The following is a 17,126-nucleotide window of genomic DNA, read 5'->3' on the forward strand; positions in this document are numbered from 1 at the left end:
TCAGAGGTAGTTGGAGGAAATGGCCATGCGCCGACGGCGCGGGCTGGCGGTCATCGGTGTCGTCACGGGCGTGGCATTGCTGGCTGGTTTGCGATTGGTCGGCATCGGCGGCAAGGCGTCTGCCCGCTTGTTCAGGTTCAGGCCCATCGACAACAGGCCATGCAGCGCGGCGTAGGCATACACCCGGCAGTCCAGTGCTTCGTTCCTGCGTCCGTCGGGCTTCCACCAGAAACGTTGTGGGAACCCTTTCACGTAGCGGGTGCGGATGCGCTCGGCGGTGAGCTGCTCGAAATACTGGGCATCGCGGTCCAGCGGGAAATGCATCGCGCCAGCGCCGGCCTCCTTCTTCAGCCGGGCGTAGATCGCTTCCTTGGCCGCATCCACCCCGACGGTGAAGAGATTGACCTTGCCCTTGTTCGCCTTACTCGGGCGCTTGGGCCAGATCGGGCGTTTGCCCGAGCCACCCTTGATCGCCCAGATGCGTTTGCGCTCCCGGCCCTTGCAGAAGGCGTAGGCCGCCAGGGTGTGGTGGCCACCGGTGTCCAGACACGCGGCTTCAATCGTCAGGCCATTGGCCAGCGTCTCGTGCTCGAAGCGGTTGGAGAGAAACACATCGAGCTGCGACCAGGTGTCCGGCGCGGAGGGATCGCCCCACAGCACCTTGTAGTCCACTGACCAGGACTCCTCGTCCCGGCCCCAGCCGACCACTTCGAGCTCCAGCCGATCATCCTGGACGTCGATGCCGCAGGTGAGCAGCGCCACCTCGGCCGGGATCGCAGGCCCGTAGGTTTCGCGGCGCTCCATCAGACCTTCAGCATCCAAGGTCTCCCCCTCCCGGTCTTCCCAGGTTTCTGCCAGCTTGGTGTTGACCCAGACCTTGAGGCGCACCGGGTCGTCCTTGGCAGCGTGATGCTCCTGGGCGATCTCGCCCCAGGTGAGCCACGGTGAATACAGGCTCGACAGATGGAAGCCCACCGTCTTGCCGTCACCCTCGGCCTTGGCGGTCCAGCGGCCATTGGCGAGCAGCGCCGGTTTGCGGTACTCGGGGTGGATGCCGTCGCACGCTGGGCAGTGCCAGGCAGCATCCGCCATCTTGTCCTTGGGCCAGCGGATGTCGCGCCAGAGGATCTGGCTGTGCGTCCCGCAGTGATCGCAGGGCACTTCGAACACGCGCTGGTCCGACTCCAGGTAGGCCGCCTCGATGCGCGAAAAACCCTTCAGGGTCGGCGTTGAGCACAGATAGACCTTGCGATTGACGAAGGTGGCCGCACGCTGCACCGCCAGAGCCACTGGATCGCCTTCACCATCGGCGTCGCCCGGGTAGCCATCGACCTCATCGAGAAACAGGTAACGCACCGGCATCGAGCGCAGGCCCACCGCCGAGTTGGCACCGGTCATGATCAGGACGCCGCCGGGAAACTCCTTCATCAGCTGGGTGTTGCCGGAATCCCGGCTTCTCGGGTCCTTCACCCGGCTGGCCAATTCCGGGCTTGCTTCGATCAGCGCATCCACCCGCTGCTTGGAGACGCGCTTGGCGCCTTCCACCGTGGGCTGCACCAGCAGCATCGGGCCGGGGGCGTGGTGGATGACGTAGCCCAGCCAGTTCAACCCCGCTTCGGTCTTGCCGATTTGAGCCCCGGCCATCAGCACCACGCGTTCCACGCGCGAGGTGGCCGACAGCGTTTCCATCACCGCCTTCAAGTACGGCGTGCGGCTGGTCGACCAGCGTCCGGGCTCGGCGGAGGCCACCGACGAGAGCATCCGGTGGCGGTTAGCCCAGTCATCGACGGTGAGGATGGGGTCGGGTGCGAGGCCGCGTTTCCAGGCTGACTCCACGCTCAGTGCAGCGGCCGATTCAGCAGTGTCGAACATGGGCTACTCCGATGCGAAATAGGTGGAACCGGCGCTTGGCTTCACGCGCGCTCAGCGCGTTCATACGGATGTCATCAACGCCCACGGAGCGCGCCATGAACCCCACCGACCTCACCCTGAACTGGATCGAGCGACTGCCCGAAGTGGGCAGTCCCATCCTGCGCCAGCGCGACGACCTGCTGGCCTTGCTCGCGCAGATCGCGTCCTTGCAGGAGATTGCCGAACGCCGGCGCCAAGCCCTGGAAGAAGAGATCGCCACGCTGTGGCTACCGGCCGAGATCGAGCAGGCCCAGCGCCACATCGCCGCCTGACCGTCCGAGGAGACCATCGTGATTGCTGACACCCCTCACCGCACCGACTCCCTCGACACCCTCGGCCACAAGCTCGGTGAAGCCGCCTTGACCTTGCTGGTACGCCTCTACCCGCAGGTGCGCCAGGCCAGCAACGCGCAACTGGACGCGGCCTGCGCCGCGATGCGCGCCCAGGTTGGGCCAGTGCTCGACGAACTGCTCACCGAGGCGCGTGAGGCGCCGACGGTGGCCCACGTGGCCTTCCAGAGCGCGGCGTTGAGCCTCGCGCAGGCCGGCATCCAGGCGCTCAAGGACAGCCGGAAATGATTCGCAGAAAGATCAAACCGGCGCTTGGCTTCACTCCCGAACAGCGCGTTCATGTCATCACCAAAACCCAAGTTGAGGAGCACGAAATGACCCCGACCCGCACCCGCAAAGCATCGGCCAGCAAGGCTGCCCAGCAACTCGACCAGCTGCTCGCCCAGATCGCCCAGGAGCATCTCTTCATCGAGACCCTGGAGACCCGTAACCACGACCGCCTGGACTTCCACGACGTTGGCGTCTGGTGCGTCAAGAGCGCCCTGATGGCTGCCTACCAGGCTGGCCTGGCCGCAGGACAGAACGCCGCCGCCAACCAAACTGCTTAACCACCCTCATCACAAGGAGCATCACCATGTCTGCACAAACCACCCCCATCACCGAACGCCAACTCGACCTCATCACCCGCGCCCACTGCGATGCCGGCGGCCTGATCGAACCGCTGCTCGATCTCAAGGGCGGCGCCAAACTGAAGATGATCGCCAGCCTCGCGCAGCGGGGGTTGATCGAGCAGATGGATGGCCAGTGGCGCATCACGCGCGCCGCCATCGCCATCATCAAGGGCGAAGCTCAACCGGAGGATGTGCTGCCGCCCATGCGCACAACGGCTGTCACTGCACCACCCCTGGCCGACGACCCGGAACTGGAAGCGGCGGTCACCGCTGCCGAGGCCAGCTGGCAGCAGGAGCAGCCCGATACCACCCCGAAGCGGGGTCGCGAGCACAGCAAGCAGGCCCTGGTGATCGAGATGCTCAAACGCCCCGAGGGCGCCACCATCGCGCAGATCAGTGAGGCGACGGGCTGGCAACACCACACGATCAGAGGGACCTTTGCCGGGGCGCTCAAGAAGAAGCTGGGCCTGACCATCGTCTCCGAGAAGATCGAAGGCCCGGCCGGTACCCCGGGTGCAGGACAGCGTCTCTACCGCATCGCCGAGGATGCCACTGAAGAGGCCACGGCGTGAGCATGCCGCCTGACGTCCCGATCCCGGCAGAGCACTTGCAGGCCTTGCTGGCGGCCTGCCGGGAGATCGCCCGGATGAAGCATCCGAGCATCGAGCACCTGCTGCGCCACCGGGGCTTTGGCTTTGAGGCCGACCGCATCGCCGATGTGGTGCTGGCCATCGAGGCCATCGATACCGACCAGGATGCAGATTGAGCTTGGCTTTGGTGGCGACCAGCGCGTTCATGGGGACGTCCAGCCCACAACGAACAACGGAGCACGCCATGCCCACCGTCACCTTGAAGCGCCAATCCACCGATGAGGCCAACGTCTCACTGCGCGACGTCTGGTACGACATCTACGTCGATGGCGAATACGTCACCAGCCGCAACGACATCTGCGACGCGCTCGACCTCAAGGCCGAGCTTGAACAGTCGGGCACGACCGAGCCAGAAAGCGAGTAAGCCATGAAACCCACTCGCGCCCTCCTTGCCCGTCCCAACTTCGATACCGACGACTACGCCTACCTGGCCGCCAAGGGCTGGCGCAACACCGAGATCCTCGCGCGCTGGACCGAGGAAGCCGCACGCGGCAACGGTCCCTGCCGATGGGAGGGTGATGCCGCCCGCGCCAAGCTCGCCGCCGTCGTCAGCCGCCAACAGCCGATGCAGAAAGATTGAGATGACGCTTGGCTTCAGTGGCGAGCAGCGCGTTCATACAGGTGTCGCAACGATCAACTGAGAAGGAGAGCACACCATGAACACCCCACGCGAATTTCAAGCCCAGCACGCCGAACACCGCGCCCGCGAGGCCCTGGCCCAAGCCCGATCCACCCTGGAGCGCGCACTGCGCGAACTGGATCGCTACACCAACCGGTTCGAGGACGCCGAGTCGCTGCGCGACAAGGCCGATGTGATGAACTGGACCCTGAACGAGCTCGCTTGCAACATCACGCCAAACCTGCGGCTGGATCTGATCGCCAGCGCCCAGGCCGAACTGGTGCGGGCCGACACGATGGAGTAAGCGCGGCCAGAGCCAAGCGCAGAAAGATCGACGATGCGCTTGGCTTGTCTGGTGAATAGCGCGTTACTACAGGTGTCGCAACGATCAACCGCCCGGAGCCCAAGATGAACACCACCAACCAGATCCCCGCCCCGACCGTCACTGATTGGGGGTTTTTCGGAACCATGAACGAGCACGCCGAAGCCGCCTGGTCCCTGGCCATGACCGCGATTTCGGAGGCCACCTGCCAGCCGCTCGAATCGGTCCGCGCTTTCCTCGACAGCCGCCACGGTCGCCACTTTGCCGACGATGTGCAAAACGGGCTGTACCAGGGGCAGACCCTGCAGGACGCAATCAATGCCGCCACCCAGCGTTGGATGGGTTGGACGATTGGCCGCCAGACCGCCAAGCAGTACGGCATCCCAAAGGGCCTGCCTTACCTCACCGGGTTCGTGATCCACTGCGAGATTGTCGAAGAATCCCTGGCAGCCTGATCAGCCCACGCCGCGCAGCCCCTCGAAAGCGCGGCGCAGCAAGTAGCTTCTCACCAGCGACACGGCCGTGAAGATCAGGCCGATCACCAGGTTCTCCTGCAGCGTGGCGTGCAGACCAAAGAGCGGGAACACCACCCACTGGGTCGCCACCGCCACGCCATAGCCAACCAGCACATTGGTCACGGCCTCCACCAGCGACATCCAGCGCGACTGCTTCACAGCACCTCCTCGGCATCCAGCTCATCGCTGGCATCGGCAGTCTCTGTCGTGCCGACCAGGTCATCGAATCGCACCCCATCGACCTCACGCACCGCCTGCGCGCCGGCATATTCCTGCCAGCGGCGAACAATCACATCGACGTACTTGGGATCGAGTTCGATCAGCCGTGCTTGACGGCCGGACTTCTCGGCCGCGATCAGCGTGGTGCCGGAGCCGCCGAAAGGATCGAGCACGATGTCACCAGGGCGGCTGGAATTTCGGATGGCCCGCTCGACCAGCTCCACCGGCTTCATCGTCGGATGCAGGTCATTGACGCGCGGCTTGTTGAAGTGCCAGACATCGCCCTGGTCGCGGTCACCGCACCAGTGCCGGGTGGAGCCTTCTGGCCAGCCGTACAGAATCGGCTCGTACTGGCGCTGGTAGTCGGAGCGCCCCAGCGTGAAGGTGTTCTTGGCCCAGATGATGAAGGTCGACCATTTGCCGCCGGCAGCACGGAAGGCCGCTTGCAGGGTGTCCAATTCCGACGAGGACATGGCGATGTAGATGGCCCCCTGGCAGTGCGCGATCATCGGCGTGAGCGCCGCCTTGAGGAAGGGCTCGAAGTCCTCGCCCAGGTTGTCGTTCAAGATTGGGCGGTTGGTGCCGCGCAGCTTGTCCTTGGCGCTGTTGGCGTAATTGACACCGTAAGGAGGATCGGTGAACACCATCGAAGACTTCTCGCCGGCCATCAGCAGGGCAAAGCTCGCAGCATCGGTGCTGTCGCCACAGAGCAGTCGGTGCTTGCCCATGATCCAGACGTCGCTCGGCTTGGACACCGGGACAACTGGCACCTCGGGTGCGGCATCCTCGTCGGTGTGCCCCTCGGTGGTCGTCTCCTCGCCAGCCATGATCTCCAGCAGTTCGTCGGCATCGAAGCCGGTGAGCGCCAGGTCAAAGTCGGCCTCCTCCAGCTCCTCCAGTTCGAGGCGCAGCAGATCCTCGTCCCATTCCGCCCAAGTCGCCGAGCGGTTGGCCAGGATGCGGAAGGCTTTGATCTGTGTTTCGGTCAGGTCGTCGGCCAGGATGACGGGCACCTTCTCCAGCCCGAGGCGTAGCGCGGCCTTATACCTCAGATGACCATCACAAATTTCGCCCGTGCTCTTGGCGATGATCGGGATGCGAAAGCCAAAGTCCCGGATGGCGCCGGCCATCTGGTCGACGGCGTGGTCGTTCTTCCTGGGGTTTCTGCTGTACGGGATCAGGCGCTCGGTCGGCCAATATTCGAATGTGATTTCACTCAGCTGCATCAGCCGTCTCCAGTCGTTCCGCTTCGACCTCGGCAAAGGTCTGCCCGGTGGCCAGCAAGGTCACCGGAACGTCGGGGTGGTTCTGTTGGAATCGCTTCACCGCCACATCGGTGTAAGACGGGGCGAGTTCGATGGCGCGGGCCTGGCGTCCGGTCTTTTGGGCGGCCAGGATCGTGGTGCCGGAGCCACCAAAGGGCTCGAACACGATCTCGCCCACGTCTGAATACGCCAGCAAGATGTGCTCAGGCAGCGCCACCGGAAACACTGCCGGATGGTCGATGTCGCGGCCGATCTTGCCCTTGTGCCGCATGATGCGGATCACGCTGTCCGGGATGCGGGTGTCCTGGGTGGGCTGCCCGGCATGGGTCCAGCCCCCGACCTCGCCATCCTTGCCGCGCATCGCGGTGGAACTGCCGTCGGCGCGCAGGTGCGAGTCCTGCCCGGCGTGCTTACAGGGCACGATCTTGTTGGGCTTGCGGCTGGCGCGGTTGAAGTGGAAGACGAACTCGAAGCTCGGAGCCAGGCGTCCCGCCCAGTCGCCGGGCATCCCCGGTCCCTGGTCCCAGACGTACCAGCCAAAGCGTCGCCAGCCTTGCGTGCGCATCCAGGCGAGCCAGCCATCCCAGTACGGGATGACCTCGTTGTCGCGGTGGATGAGACCCAGATTCACCAGCACCTGGCCATCGTCGGCCATGGGCAGGTGGGCAAAGACGCCACGCATCAGCGCATCCCAGTCGGCGATGCCTTGGGTGTAGTCACGCTGCTGACCGTAGGGTGGGCTGGTGAAGCACAGGCTCGCGTGGTCTCCGGCCATCAGCGCCGCGACCACGGCCGGGTCGGTCGAGTCGCCGCAGATCAGGCGGTGGGCACCCAATTGCCAGATGTCGCCGGCTCCGCTGACCGGGGTGGCTGGTGCTTCCGGAATGTCCTCGTCAGCGTCCTCGGTAAATCCGCCAATTGGCGGATTTTGTGGAGCGTCGTCCTCGTCGTCGAGCTCACCCAAGAGACTCTCGATCTCGGCATCGCTGAAGCCGGTCAAGCCGAGATCAAAGCCAGCAGCGGAGAGATCGGCCAGTTCAGCCGCCAGCAGTTCCTCATTCCACCCTGCCTGCAGCGCCAGTTGGTTATCCGCCAGGATGTAGGCACGGCGCTGGGTGGGCGTGAGGTGATCGAGGACGACCACCGGCACGACCTCGAGGGCGAGTTTCTTCGCGGCGGCGAGCCGGCCATGCCCGGCCAGGATGTCGCCCTCGCCGGACACCAGTAGCGGCGCAGTGAAGCCGTACTCGACGATGCTGCCGGCCAGCTCGGCGATCTGCGCCTCCGAATGGGTGCGGGCGTTGCGTTCGTAGGGCTTGAGTCGGTCCAGCGGCCACAGTTCGATGCGGCGGGCCATGGCGGGGGTGAAGGCAGTCGTCATGAATGACCCTCGGCGAAGGTGTTGAAACGTTCGCCAGGCGGTCTGACGAAGTAATCAGCGCAAGCGCTGGGTGATCTCGTGGGCGAGCAGGGGGATCAGGGCATCCAGGTGCTGGCGCAGGGTGTCGCGCACCAGGGCTTCGATGAGCTCGGGCGACAGGTCGGCGGGTACCGGATCGTCCGGGATGGGATCGTCCGCAACCGGATCGGGGCGCAGGCCATCCGCGAAGGCTCTGCCGACCACGTCCTCCACATCGGCGTAGGTCGGCTCATCGGGGTTCCACATCGGATGGGTTTTCATCGGGCGAGATCCTCCAGGGCTTCACGAATGGCCACATCCAGGATGTCTGTCACGCCACGCACATCCGGATCGGCCACGACCAGCGCGACGATCTCGGGCGCGACCTTGCGCGGGATCTGCTGCATGCGGTCCCGCAGCTGCCGGGCCAGCTGGAAATACTTGATGTCGACCTCGTCCTTGCTGATCAGCTTGCCGGTGCGTTCCTCGAATTCGAGCTTGGCCAGGCGCGCCGAGTAGGTTTCGCGTACCGCCCGGGCCTTGTGGTAATCGACGCCCCGGGCATCGTCGCTGGAGGCGGCTGGGGGTGTCGGCGGCGCGGCGGGTCGTTCGGTGCTGACCACCCTGGGGGTGACCACCTGCTGGGTGACCACCTTGGGAGTGGTCGGCTGCGCCATCCGGGTGTGCCGATCCCACTGGGCGTCGGCCTTGTTCTGGTCGATCCGGCCATCGGCTTCGACCTGAATGCGCCCACTGGCAATCGCCTTCTGGACGGCGGACAGGGCCACGCCGCGATGCCGGGCGTAGGCACGCAAGCTCATGCTCATGGAAATCTCCAAGGAACGATGGCCGGGGTGACCACCGACCACCTGACCACCGATTTTTTGAGTCTGACGCTAGGCAAGCGTCGCGCTGCGCGCGGCCCCCGCGCTTCAGATGGCCCGGGAGGACCCGTTTAATGTGTCCGATGCGTCAGGTCGCACGGGTGAGTTCCTCCCGCAGCGCCCGTTCCATCTGCCGTTGGTACTCACGCAGGGCGACGCTGCGAACGGCCTCGGCCATGCCAAAACGCGCTTCAACCTTCTGCTGCCGGCGCAGCAGGTACAAGGCCAGGATGCGCTTCTCGTCGCGGCGCTCGAACACGGCGCCAGCCCGGTAGAACACGTTCTTCTTCGCCATCACCTGGCCCGGCCACTGGCTCTTGGGGATGACGCGAGTCTGCGCGGTTTGAGCCATCGGACCGACCGGGATCGCCAGCTTGCCGGTCTTGGTGCCGCCACTCTCCTGCAGCGCCATAAACCGATCCCGCGACCAGACCTCGGCCATCAGCGTACGCGGCTTGGCGGGCGTGACACCGATGCCCCGGCTGATCCACGGCCGGCGCAGGTTGAAGCGCTCGGGCAGACCATCGCGCACCGCATCGCGGGCATCGAAGGCCGTGCGGGTCAGTGCCTTGGCAGCGGCGTTGGGGACGTGCTGCCGGGCGAGCTCGGAGAGGTGCTCGGTGGCCCTGGCCACATCGGTGGTGAGATCAAGTTTCAGCATCGGCGGGCTTCCTGCGGCGCGGGGTGGCAGGCACTTCGATATCGACAGAAGGCTCGGCAGCAATGCCGGCCTGCTGCGCCACGATCTGTTCGGCAGTGGCAGCATCGACCTCAACCGTCAGGCCAGGGACGAACGAGCGCGCACCGCCAGCGCCGGCGAGGACCACCGGGCGGGTGATGAGGAGTTTCATGGGGGTGTCTCCAAGGCTGGGCAAACGGGCAAGCGCCCAGCCCAGAAACGACAACGCCCACCGGAACGAATCGGGTGGGCGCAGTTATTAGCAGTACGGGATTACTGTACTTTGTGTCCGGACGGGATTCAATCAGGTTTCGAAAAACAACCTCAAAAAAATTTTCCGCTTCTGATCGAATCAACCCGCCAGTAGTGCCTTGAGATCCTTGAGCATCAGGAACAGGTGATAGGGATCGGTCGGGCTGGGCTCAAATTCCCAGGACTCGTACCACTGCCGCGCGGCCTCATCCTTAGCATGAACCAGCAGGCAACGAATGCCCGCAATGTCGGCTGCCTGTGCCGTGCGCAGCAGCGCGTCCTTCAGGAGCGCCTTGCCCAGGCCTTTTCCTTGGTGATCACGGTCCACGGCCAACCGTGCCAGGATCATGACTGGCACCGGATGCCGAGCCAAGCCCTTCATGACGCGTGCTGGAGCATCCTCCGGATCAACACTGCCGACCGCCAGACTGTAGAAACCAACTACCTCGCCGCTCAGGCAGCACACGTAGGTCTGGGCGCTGTTGGCCTTCTGGTTTACGAGCGCGTAGCGTTGCAAGAACTGGTTTAGCGGCGGTTGCCCGCAGTCAAAGCCTTCCGTCGAATCCGCAGGCGCGAGCTTGCGGACCGATTCATACGCTGCACTCAACCCAGCACCCCGGGTTCACTGAGCAGTTTCTTCAAGCGCGGCTTGGCTTGAACCGGGCGATCCAGCGCCTGCTGAAACGCCTGCCACTGGTCATCGTTGAGCACGAAATGACGACGATCCGCCAGAGCCTGGTTGGCCGCGATCACCCCGGCATCCAGCAGAAATTCACTGACGTTTTTGTGGCATGAACGCGCGGCCTCCTGCAGCAGCTGCTTGACAGAGCTGCTGGCGCGGACATCGATCCGTTCGGTTTTGGAGAGGTTCAAGGTGCTCATGGCAATCCCCATTTTCTGAAACTACCTCCATAGTAGCGTCCGGACGATGTCCTGACAAGTCAAACGTGCGTTGATGTCTCTCGCCGAGGCCTGGGCGCTCGCTCGTACCCGTAGTACCGAGCCAGCATCCCGAGTGCCGCAAGCAGAATGCCCTTGGCCTCGTTCTTCTCGACACGCTTGCCGTTCCAGCCATCGCGCATGGACCAATCCCGGATCGACATCTGCAGTCCTGCCACATACCACAGCGCCGATCCGGCCGGACTGCCACTGCCGCCGACCGCCTCCAGCGCCTCCCTGACCGCACGCGCAGCGCCAGCGTTCTTCTCGACCATCATCTGCCCGGGCGCCGTTCCACCCGGCAGACCATCAAGCCTCGGGCTGGCGACACCACTGCCGAACGCCCGGGCGAAGTCCTGCGAGAACTGCTGTCCGGCATCGTGCATAGCGCCGGTGATGCTGCCGTTTCGGAGCATCAGCGCCAGCGTGTCCACGGTGCGGTAGTGGTCGACGGGCCTCTGATCATCGTCCTCCTCGCGCACATAGCGGATCAAGCTGCCGTCGGGGCGGATCAGCTCATGGCCGATAGCCGGTTTGCGCTCAGCGCGCGCCTTGGCGCGTTGCGTCTTCTTGGTCATGGCCGTCCCTCCCCAAGTTGGGCCAAGGTCGCAAGAGCACCGTCGCGGTCACGCTGCACAGTGATGGCCTTGGCGGTGGTCGCCACCACGGTCCAGGTCTCGCCGTCGCCCCGGTCGATCACCTCGCTCTCGGCCCAAGGTGTGCTCTTACGGGATGCGGTAGTGCGTGCGCCGTAGAGCTTGGTGGCGATGCCGGTCAGGAACACACGATCACAGTCGTCGTAGATGTCGTCGAGCGGCACCACGACGATGCCTTGCTTGTGCCAGGCGGCGGCACGCATCGCACGCAGTTCCTCGGCATTGGCCGGCGACGGCGGTGCCATCCTGCCCAAGGAGCAGGGAATCGAGGGGGTACTCATACGCATGCCACACCCCCTTGAGCCATCGCCCAGTCCAGCAACGCCAGCGCATCGGCCTCGTTGTCACAGTCCGGCGAAAACCCTCGACTGCGCATGGCAGCAATGACTTCCTCCTTGCCTGCATTGCCTTTGCCCGTAACGTGCTTCTTGATCGTGCCCACCGGCACACCCTGATACGGAATCTGGTGGTGCTCACACCAGGCGGTCAGATGGGCCATGAAGCCGCCGTAGATATGCGCGGCATCCACCCCTTTGTGGTTCCTGACTTCCTCGTAAACCACCAAATCAATACCGTCAGCGCACTGTTTGATCTCGGTGAGCCAGCGCTTGAAACGCAGGTAACGAAAGCCGCCGCCTTCGAAACGCTGCGGGCGGAAATTCTCGCTGCCACCGTTGATGAGTCCGTCGCGGCCGGTCAATGCCCAGCCAAGTTGAGAGCCCAGGTCGAGGGCCAAAATTGTTGTCGTCATGTTCGTCAGTCCTGTGTTTTGGGCGGTCTGACGGATCGGACAGGTTTGCCGGTTACCCTCTTCACGCGTGCGCGCGTGTAGGCGTAAATCAGTGAGTCTGTCCGATCCGTCAGAACCGCATCGATTCATGGTTCGGGTCAGTTGTCGGCATAGGGGGTGAAGCGATCCTTCGGGGTCTCCAGCAGGCCCACGCCCTGAAATCCCCGCAGCCCCATCCCGTTGCGCCACTTCTCCAGTCCCCGGGTGAGCAGCAGATCGGCGAAGCGCTTTTGCGAGCCGACGAATTCGCCGGCGGCTTCGGCCCACTGCTTCCAGTCGGTGAAGAGCTCGGCGGTCAGTGCCTTGGCATTGGGGTGGCGCACGCAGCGCTCCTCGATCCAGCGGCCCAGCGCGTCTTCCGCCTCGAAGTACTCGTCGGTGGCATCCAGCACGGGCTTCGGCGGTTTGAGCCCCTCGCGCTGCCAGGCCAGACAGCCCTCGACGCCCCAGCTGAAGATGGCGTTGGCTTCAAGCAGCAACTTGGTCTGCAGCTGCTTGTCGCGCTTTTCCGGGGGCACGGTGATCGTGAAAGGGATCAGGTGCAGACGGCGGCGCATCGCCTCGTCGATGTTGCGGATGGCCGGCTTGTGGTTACCCGCGATCACCAACTTGAACTGCGGCACATAGGTGAAGAAGTCCTGGCGCATGAAGCGCGCGGACACCCGATCACCACCGGTGATCTCCTTGATCTTCGACTCGTTCCAGCGCCGACCCTGTTCGGTCTCGGTGGCACCGACGAAGCGCGAACCGCGCAGCCCGGCCAGATCGGTCGGGTGCCGGTCGCCGCGCGTTTCCATGAAGGTGTCCATGGGCGCGTTGGCGGCGTAATCACCGAGCAGCGTGAAGAGCGTGTTCACGAACACCGACTTACCGTTGGCGCCGGTGCCGTAGAGGAAGAACAAGGCGTGCTCACTGGTCGCCCCGGTCAGGCAGTAGCCAAACACCCGCTGCAGGTAGGACTGCAACTCGACATCGCCACCGGTGACCTGCTCCAGAAACCGCAACCAGGTCGGGCAGGTGCTGCCCTGCACCAGGGTGGCTGAGGCGATCTTGGTCATCCGGTCCGCCCGGTCATGCGGCCGCATCCGTCCGGTGCGCAGATCCACCACGCCACCTGGGGTGTTGATCAGCCAGATGTCAGCATCCCACTCGTCGGTGGTCGCCGCGTGCCGGCGGTCGGTACGTGCCAGACGTTCCACCCCGCCCACGGTGCTGCTGGCAGCCAGCTTGGCCGCGACCTTGCTGCTGTCCGCACGCACGGCGGCGTGGCGACAGACGTGACGGATCAGATCCGTGGCCGCCAAGGTCTCCTCGGCCCGCCAGCGCTGACCATCCCACATCAGCCATTTGCCCCAGGCCGCGATGTAGCGCCAGTCACGCTGGTAGCGCCGCGTGAAGCTCACCGCCAGCGCGTCCTCGGTGCCCCACACCGTGGCATCGCTGTCGTGGTCGGCCTGCCCGTCATACTCCGGCAGATCGGGCTCATCACCCAAAGGCTGCACTGTGATGCGCGGTCCGGTGGTGATGAATCCCGCCACGTCGAAGCCCTCAGCCAACGCGTCGGCAGCATCCCAGCCTTCCGGCTTGGCATCGGGGGGCAACAGGATGGCGCAGGAGGTGGCACCGGCCATCAGCACAGCCTGCGAGGCGGCCTCGGCATACCCAAACCCCGGCTTGTCCCGATCCGGCCAAATGAGCACAGCCTTGCCGGCCAGAGGTGACCAGTCGGTCTTGTCGACCGGCGCATTGGCGCCGTGCATCGCGGTGGTGGTAGGGACGCCCGCCTCGATCAAGGCCTGCGCACACTTCTCGCCCTCGACCAGGATCACCTGCTCGGCGGAGGCAATCCCTGGCTGGTTGTAGAGCGGGCGCGGCTCGGGCGGGGCCATCTTGCGGCGCTTGGCGTCCCAAGGGCGGAACTCCTTCCTGCCCGGTGCCGGGTCGTAGCGGTAGACGCAGGCGATGAGATTGCCGGCGGCATCCAGGTAGTCCCACTTGGCGGTGGCCGGTCCCAGCTCATCAACCGGGGCTTCGGCCTTCTTGCGCTTGGGCGGATGGCTGGTAGCCCGCCCGACCAGTTGCCCGGCGATTTCCAGCACCCGAGCGAAGTCCGCCTGGGTGTCGAGACCGTGGTGGGCAGCGATCAGATCGAAGATGTCGCCACCTTCACCAGTAGCGTGGTCGTGCCACAGCCCAGCGGTCTCGCCCTTGAGCGACACCTCCAGGCTATCGCCGGGGCTGCCCAGCACATCGCCGACCAGGTATTTCTGGCCACGCTTCTTGCCGGCAGGCAGCAGCGTCATCAGCACCGACTCCAGCCGGGCGAGCAAATCTGCCCGAATGGCATCGCGTTGTTGGTTGAGATCACCGCCCGTGGCGTTGGCCACCGGCGGCACCGAATTGAAATCAAGCATGGATCAGTCCTCCCTGTGGCTGATGGGTGTGGGCTTGGCAGGTGATGGAATGCACGGGGGCGCTGCTGGCGCTGACCACTGGCTCGGGTGGAACCGAATACACCGGCACCTTGATCGGTACCTTCTGCCAGTGCGCCTTCTCGTCGGCGAGATAGCCGGCCTTGCGGGCCACGAAGCGCACGAAGTCCGGATGCAGTCCCACCAGGTCACACCAGAGCGTGAGGTCGTCCCCGAGCAGAAAGCGCCTTGCCTCGCGCCGCATCCGGCGGTTGGTCAAACTCAAGCTGTCGTGGATGGCGCGGGCGAGCACCGCCACCACCAGACGGGACTCCGGTGTCACAAGGAAGGTGTGACGATTGAGCACCTTTTCGATGGCCTGCAGCCCGACCAGGGGTTTGGGGGGCGACCAGCGATCCACCCACTCGGTGCGGTAGGTCTTGCGTGCGCTGGCACGCTTGGAAGCTGTGCTCATCACGCACCTCCCCAGCAGCGCTGCGCATAGCTGCAGAACTTGCATTCGAAGTGGCTGGCCTCGGCGAAGGCGCGCGGCAAGAGCTCACCGGCCTCCGTCGCCTGGATCACCCGCACGGCCCGGTCGGACATCTTCTGCGCCAAGGCGGCATCGAAGGGAACCAGCTCGAACCACAGCTCCTGCGTGTCCTTGTTGATGGCGGTGAAGAGCGCCGGGTTATGGCTGATGCCTTCGACCGTGCCTTCCATGTAGGCCTGGTAAGTGGCCATCTGCGCGGCATAGACCGGCTTGGTGACCGCCACGCCAGACTTGGCGCAGGCCTTCCAGTGCTTGTCGGCCATGGTCTTGCACTCGAAGAGCATCGGGAACGACAGGCCCAGCTCTGGCGGTGCTGCCGTGATGATTCCGTCGACGTGGCCCTTGATCCGGCCACCCGCCACCGAGAACCCGAACTGGCCGCCGTTGGCCTTCTGGTTGTGCAACTCAAACCCCGCCATGCGCAACCAGCGCACGGCCAGGTCTTCCAGCGCATGGCCGACCTCGAACACCCGCAGGATGCGACCCGAGAAACCCCGGCCGGGATCGACCGGCGCACCGGCGTACTCAAACTGCAGCGCCCGTTCGCAAGCCACACCCAGGCGAGAAGCGCCGAGATAGTCGCGCGGGGCCTGCCCGGCACGTTCAACATCCAGCGCCGCATCGATGAAACCCGCTACCCGCTCGTGGAAGCCGGGGCGATGATTGAAGTCCAACATCACTTGGCCCTCCCACGCTGGGTGGCCTTGGCCGCCACCGGCTCCCCGGTTTCCCAGGGCAGGTCATCCTCCAGATCCGCGAAGGGATTGGCCGGATCGAAGGCGGTCGCCGCCGGTGACGGTTCCAACTTGGCCACCGGCTGCGGCGCCTGCGTCTCGTAGGGATTGAGCCCCCGCACCGGCGGATACTTCGCCTGCTGGTGGTGAGCCGCCATGGCCTCCGTCCAGCCAGTGACGATGGCCTCGATCACCTGCAAGGCCTCGGCCTCGCTGTAGTGACCCAGGGGTTTGTCAAAGCCGATCTCGCCGGCGGCCTCGCCGAAGAATTTCAGGCAGGCGCGCATCGCCGCGCGCTCGAATTCGGTCGGATCAACCATGAGCACGTCCTCCTGCCTGGGGTCGGTTCGCAGCCACTGGCCGTAGAGCGCGTGAAACGCGTCCTGGCATTTGCGGCTGCAAAAGACCCAGTCCATCGGATACCGGCGTGCCTCGCCCGCCTTGAAGCGGTTGTCGCTGTGGCCGAGGCCACGGGCCTGTCGCTTGCAGACCCAACACTGCCCGGCCATTCATTGCCCTCCCTCCAGCGCACCGATGAAGAGGGTCATCTGCAGCGGCTGGCTGCCAAACGCCGTGGCGCAGCGGGTATCGAAGTCCCGGTAGGTCATCGACGAGCGCGCGATCATGGTCACCGCGTGGATCTGCTTTTCCAGGAGGGCGAGGCCGCCCTCGCTGAGCCACTGATGGGCCTTGTCGGAGAGGCGCTTGCGGTTTCGGATCTCCTCGATGATTTCGCGGGGCATGATCACGTCGTACACCCAGCGCAGGGTGATCTGGCCGATCACCGCCGGCGGGTTTTGCTGATGGCCCTGGTAGTGCCAGCCAAAGAGACGAAACAGCGCCCGGTAGTAGTCGGGGCTGAAGCGCCGCTCCCAGCTGGCCACGCGCTCGCGCAGCAAGCGAGAGATCAAGGCCTGCAGCGCATCGGGCGCGCGGTGGTATTGGTAGCCGGTGGCCTCATCGATCAGCGCGACCTCACCGGTCTTGGCGAGCGCCTTCAGAATGCGCTGGCAATTCGGCACCAGGTGCTGACGCTTGCGGTGCAGACGACCTTCGAGCGCGGCATCGATCACGCCCGAGGCGACTTCGCTGATTACCCCGGCCGGAAAGAACGCCGTGGTCTGGCCCGAGGGCAGGCGGATGCTGCAGGCGTTCTCCTGCAAGACCTCCACTGCACCAGGGGCGACATCGGACAGCAAGGTTTTGAGTTGGCTGCCCCGGCGCGATTCGTGCAGGCCGATGGCTGTGGCCAACTGGCGCTGCACGTAGCCCCGGGTGCCGTCTTCCAGCACCACGGCTTCCACCGCCAGGTCACCAAAGCGCACCACGCCGTAGTGGCTGGTCGTGAGAATAGGTGTGCTCATCAT

At 64.8% G+C, this 17,126-nt stretch carries 27 protein-coding genes; 9 read left to right on the forward strand and 18 right to left on the reverse strand.

Annotated elements, in window-relative coordinates:
- Positions 1-1,872 (reverse strand): phage terminase large subunit family protein, encoded by a 1,872-nt coding sequence (locus HW932_RS12485; RefSeq protein WP_222932346.1) that lies wholly within the window; start codon positions 1,870-1,872, stop codon positions 1-3.
- 95 nt (positions 1,873-1,967) lie between these two features.
- Here HW932_RS12485 and kleA point away from each other — a divergent pair, with 95 nt between their 5' ends.
- From kleA to HW932_RS12530, 9 genes are all read left to right on the forward strand, one after another.
- Complete coding sequence (gene kleA / locus HW932_RS12490; protein WP_176976812.1) at positions 1,968-2,183, forward strand: stable inheritance protein KleA; 216 nt, start codon at positions 1,968-1,970, stop codon at positions 2,181-2,183.
- Positions 2,184-2,201: 18 nt separating this feature from the next.
- A complete protein-coding gene (locus HW932_RS12495) occupies positions 2,202-2,489 on the forward strand; it encodes a hypothetical protein (RefSeq protein ID WP_343047354.1) in 288 nt (95 codons plus the stop codon).
- Entirely contained in the window at positions 2,486-2,809 is a 324-nt protein-coding gene (locus HW932_RS12500; RefSeq protein ID WP_246296796.1) for a DUF6900 domain-containing protein, read from the forward strand. Before HW932_RS12495 ends, HW932_RS12500 begins: the two co-directional genes overlap by 4 nt.
- Before the next feature lie 26 nt (positions 2,810-2,835).
- Positions 2,836-3,444, forward strand: coding sequence for a DUF3489 domain-containing protein (locus HW932_RS12505; RefSeq protein WP_176976813.1), 609 nt, complete (start codon positions 2,836-2,838; stop codon positions 3,442-3,444).
- Positions 3,445-3,446: 2 nt separating this feature from the next.
- The gene (locus HW932_RS12510; RefSeq protein ID WP_176976814.1) at positions 3,447-3,638 is read left to right on the forward strand and encodes a hypothetical protein; all 192 of its coding nucleotides are present in this window, start codon (positions 3,447-3,449) and stop codon (positions 3,636-3,638) included.
- A 68-nt stretch (positions 3,639-3,706) separates the two neighbouring features.
- Positions 3,707-3,886, forward strand: a complete 180-nt coding sequence (locus HW932_RS12515; protein ID WP_176976815.1) for a hypothetical protein — start codon at positions 3,707-3,709, stop codon at positions 3,884-3,886.
- A 3-nt stretch (positions 3,887-3,889) separates the two neighbouring features.
- Positions 3,890-4,102 carry a hypothetical protein gene (locus HW932_RS12520; RefSeq protein ID WP_176976816.1) on the forward strand — a complete coding sequence of 71 codons (213 nt, stop codon included), beginning with the start codon at positions 3,890-3,892 and terminating at the stop codon, positions 4,100-4,102.
- Between the two features lie 76 nt (positions 4,103-4,178).
- Positions 4,179-4,445, forward strand: coding sequence for a hypothetical protein (locus HW932_RS12525; RefSeq protein ID WP_176976817.1), 267 nt, complete (start codon positions 4,179-4,181; stop codon positions 4,443-4,445).
- 104 nt (positions 4,446-4,549) lie between these two features.
- Complete coding sequence (locus tag HW932_RS12530) at positions 4,550-4,918, forward strand: hypothetical protein (protein ID WP_176976818.1); 369 nt, start codon at positions 4,550-4,552, stop codon at positions 4,916-4,918.
- Here the strand turns inward: HW932_RS12530 and HW932_RS12535 are convergent, their stop codons facing one another.
- From HW932_RS12535 to HW932_RS12615, 17 genes are all read right to left on the reverse strand, one after another.
- A complete protein-coding gene (locus HW932_RS12535) occupies positions 4,919-5,137 on the reverse strand; it encodes a DUF7220 family protein (protein WP_176976819.1) in 219 nt (72 codons plus the stop codon).
- A complete protein-coding gene (locus HW932_RS12540) occupies positions 5,134-6,423 on the reverse strand; it encodes a DNA modification methylase (protein WP_176976820.1) in 1,290 nt (429 codons plus the stop codon). Before HW932_RS12540 ends, HW932_RS12535 begins: the two co-directional genes overlap by 4 nt.
- Positions 6,410-7,843 carry a site-specific DNA-methyltransferase gene (locus HW932_RS12545; protein WP_222932347.1) on the reverse strand — a complete coding sequence of 478 codons (1,434 nt, stop codon included), beginning with the start codon at positions 7,841-7,843 and terminating at the stop codon, positions 6,410-6,412. Before HW932_RS12545 ends, HW932_RS12540 begins: the two co-directional genes overlap by 14 nt.
- Before the next feature lie 54 nt (positions 7,844-7,897).
- Positions 7,898-8,143 carry a hypothetical protein gene (locus HW932_RS12550; RefSeq protein WP_176976821.1) on the reverse strand — a complete coding sequence of 82 codons (246 nt, stop codon included), beginning with the start codon at positions 8,141-8,143 and terminating at the stop codon, positions 7,898-7,900.
- On the reverse strand, positions 8,140-8,688 hold the full coding sequence (locus tag HW932_RS12555) for a hypothetical protein (protein WP_176976822.1): 549 nt from the start codon (positions 8,686-8,688) through the stop codon (positions 8,140-8,142). Before HW932_RS12555 ends, HW932_RS12550 begins: the two co-directional genes overlap by 4 nt.
- A 145-nt stretch (positions 8,689-8,833) precedes the next feature.
- Positions 8,834-9,406: a DUF6441 family protein gene (locus tag HW932_RS12560; RefSeq protein ID WP_176976823.1), complete on the reverse strand. Its 573-nt coding sequence runs from the start codon at positions 9,404-9,406 to the stop codon at positions 8,834-8,836.
- Entirely contained in the window at positions 9,393-9,596 is a 204-nt protein-coding gene (locus HW932_RS12565) for a hypothetical protein (RefSeq protein WP_176976824.1), read from the reverse strand. Before HW932_RS12565 ends, HW932_RS12560 begins: the two co-directional genes overlap by 14 nt.
- Before the next feature lie 180 nt (positions 9,597-9,776).
- Positions 9,777-10,283, reverse strand: coding sequence for a GNAT family N-acetyltransferase (locus tag HW932_RS12570; RefSeq protein WP_176976825.1), 507 nt, complete (start codon positions 10,281-10,283; stop codon positions 9,777-9,779).
- Positions 10,280-10,558 (reverse strand): type II toxin-antitoxin system TacA family antitoxin, encoded by a 279-nt coding sequence (locus HW932_RS12575; RefSeq protein WP_021251077.1) that lies wholly within the window; start codon positions 10,556-10,558, stop codon positions 10,280-10,282. The genes HW932_RS12570 and HW932_RS12575 overlap by 4 nt, the downstream gene beginning before the upstream one ends.
- Before the next feature lie 59 nt (positions 10,559-10,617).
- Positions 10,618-11,193 (reverse strand): hypothetical protein, encoded by a 576-nt coding sequence (locus tag HW932_RS12580; protein ID WP_176976826.1) that lies wholly within the window; start codon positions 11,191-11,193, stop codon positions 10,618-10,620.
- Positions 11,190-11,516, reverse strand: coding sequence for a hypothetical protein (locus HW932_RS12585; protein WP_222932348.1), 327 nt, complete (start codon positions 11,514-11,516; stop codon positions 11,190-11,192). Before HW932_RS12585 ends, HW932_RS12580 begins: the two co-directional genes overlap by 4 nt.
- Positions 11,517-11,548: 32 nt before the next feature.
- Complete coding sequence (locus HW932_RS12590; RefSeq protein WP_176976827.1) at positions 11,549-12,022, reverse strand: crossover junction endodeoxyribonuclease RuvC; 474 nt, start codon at positions 12,020-12,022, stop codon at positions 11,549-11,551.
- Between the two features lie 137 nt (positions 12,023-12,159).
- Positions 12,160-14,475, reverse strand: coding sequence for a phage/plasmid primase, P4 family (locus tag HW932_RS12595; protein WP_176976828.1), 2,316 nt, complete (start codon positions 14,473-14,475; stop codon positions 12,160-12,162).
- A complete protein-coding gene (locus tag HW932_RS12600) occupies positions 14,468-14,947 on the reverse strand; it encodes a hypothetical protein (protein ID WP_176976829.1) in 480 nt (159 codons plus the stop codon). Before HW932_RS12600 ends, HW932_RS12595 begins: the two co-directional genes overlap by 8 nt.
- Positions 14,947-15,702, reverse strand: a complete 756-nt coding sequence (locus HW932_RS12605) for a hypothetical protein (protein ID WP_176976830.1) — start codon at positions 15,700-15,702, stop codon at positions 14,947-14,949. Before HW932_RS12605 ends, HW932_RS12600 begins: the two co-directional genes overlap by 1 nt.
- Positions 15,702-16,268 (reverse strand): DUF6511 domain-containing protein, encoded by a 567-nt coding sequence (locus tag HW932_RS12610; protein ID WP_176976831.1) that lies wholly within the window; start codon positions 16,266-16,268, stop codon positions 15,702-15,704. The genes HW932_RS12605 and HW932_RS12610 overlap by 1 nt, the downstream gene beginning before the upstream one ends.
- A complete protein-coding gene (locus HW932_RS12615) occupies positions 16,269-17,126 on the reverse strand; it encodes a P63C domain-containing protein (RefSeq protein WP_222932349.1) in 858 nt (285 codons plus the stop codon). It abuts the gene before it with no gap.

It is taken from the genome of Allochromatium humboldtianum (assembly GCF_013385175.1).
Lineage (GTDB): Bacteria > Pseudomonadota > Gammaproteobacteria > Chromatiales > Chromatiaceae > Thermochromatium > Thermochromatium humboldtianum.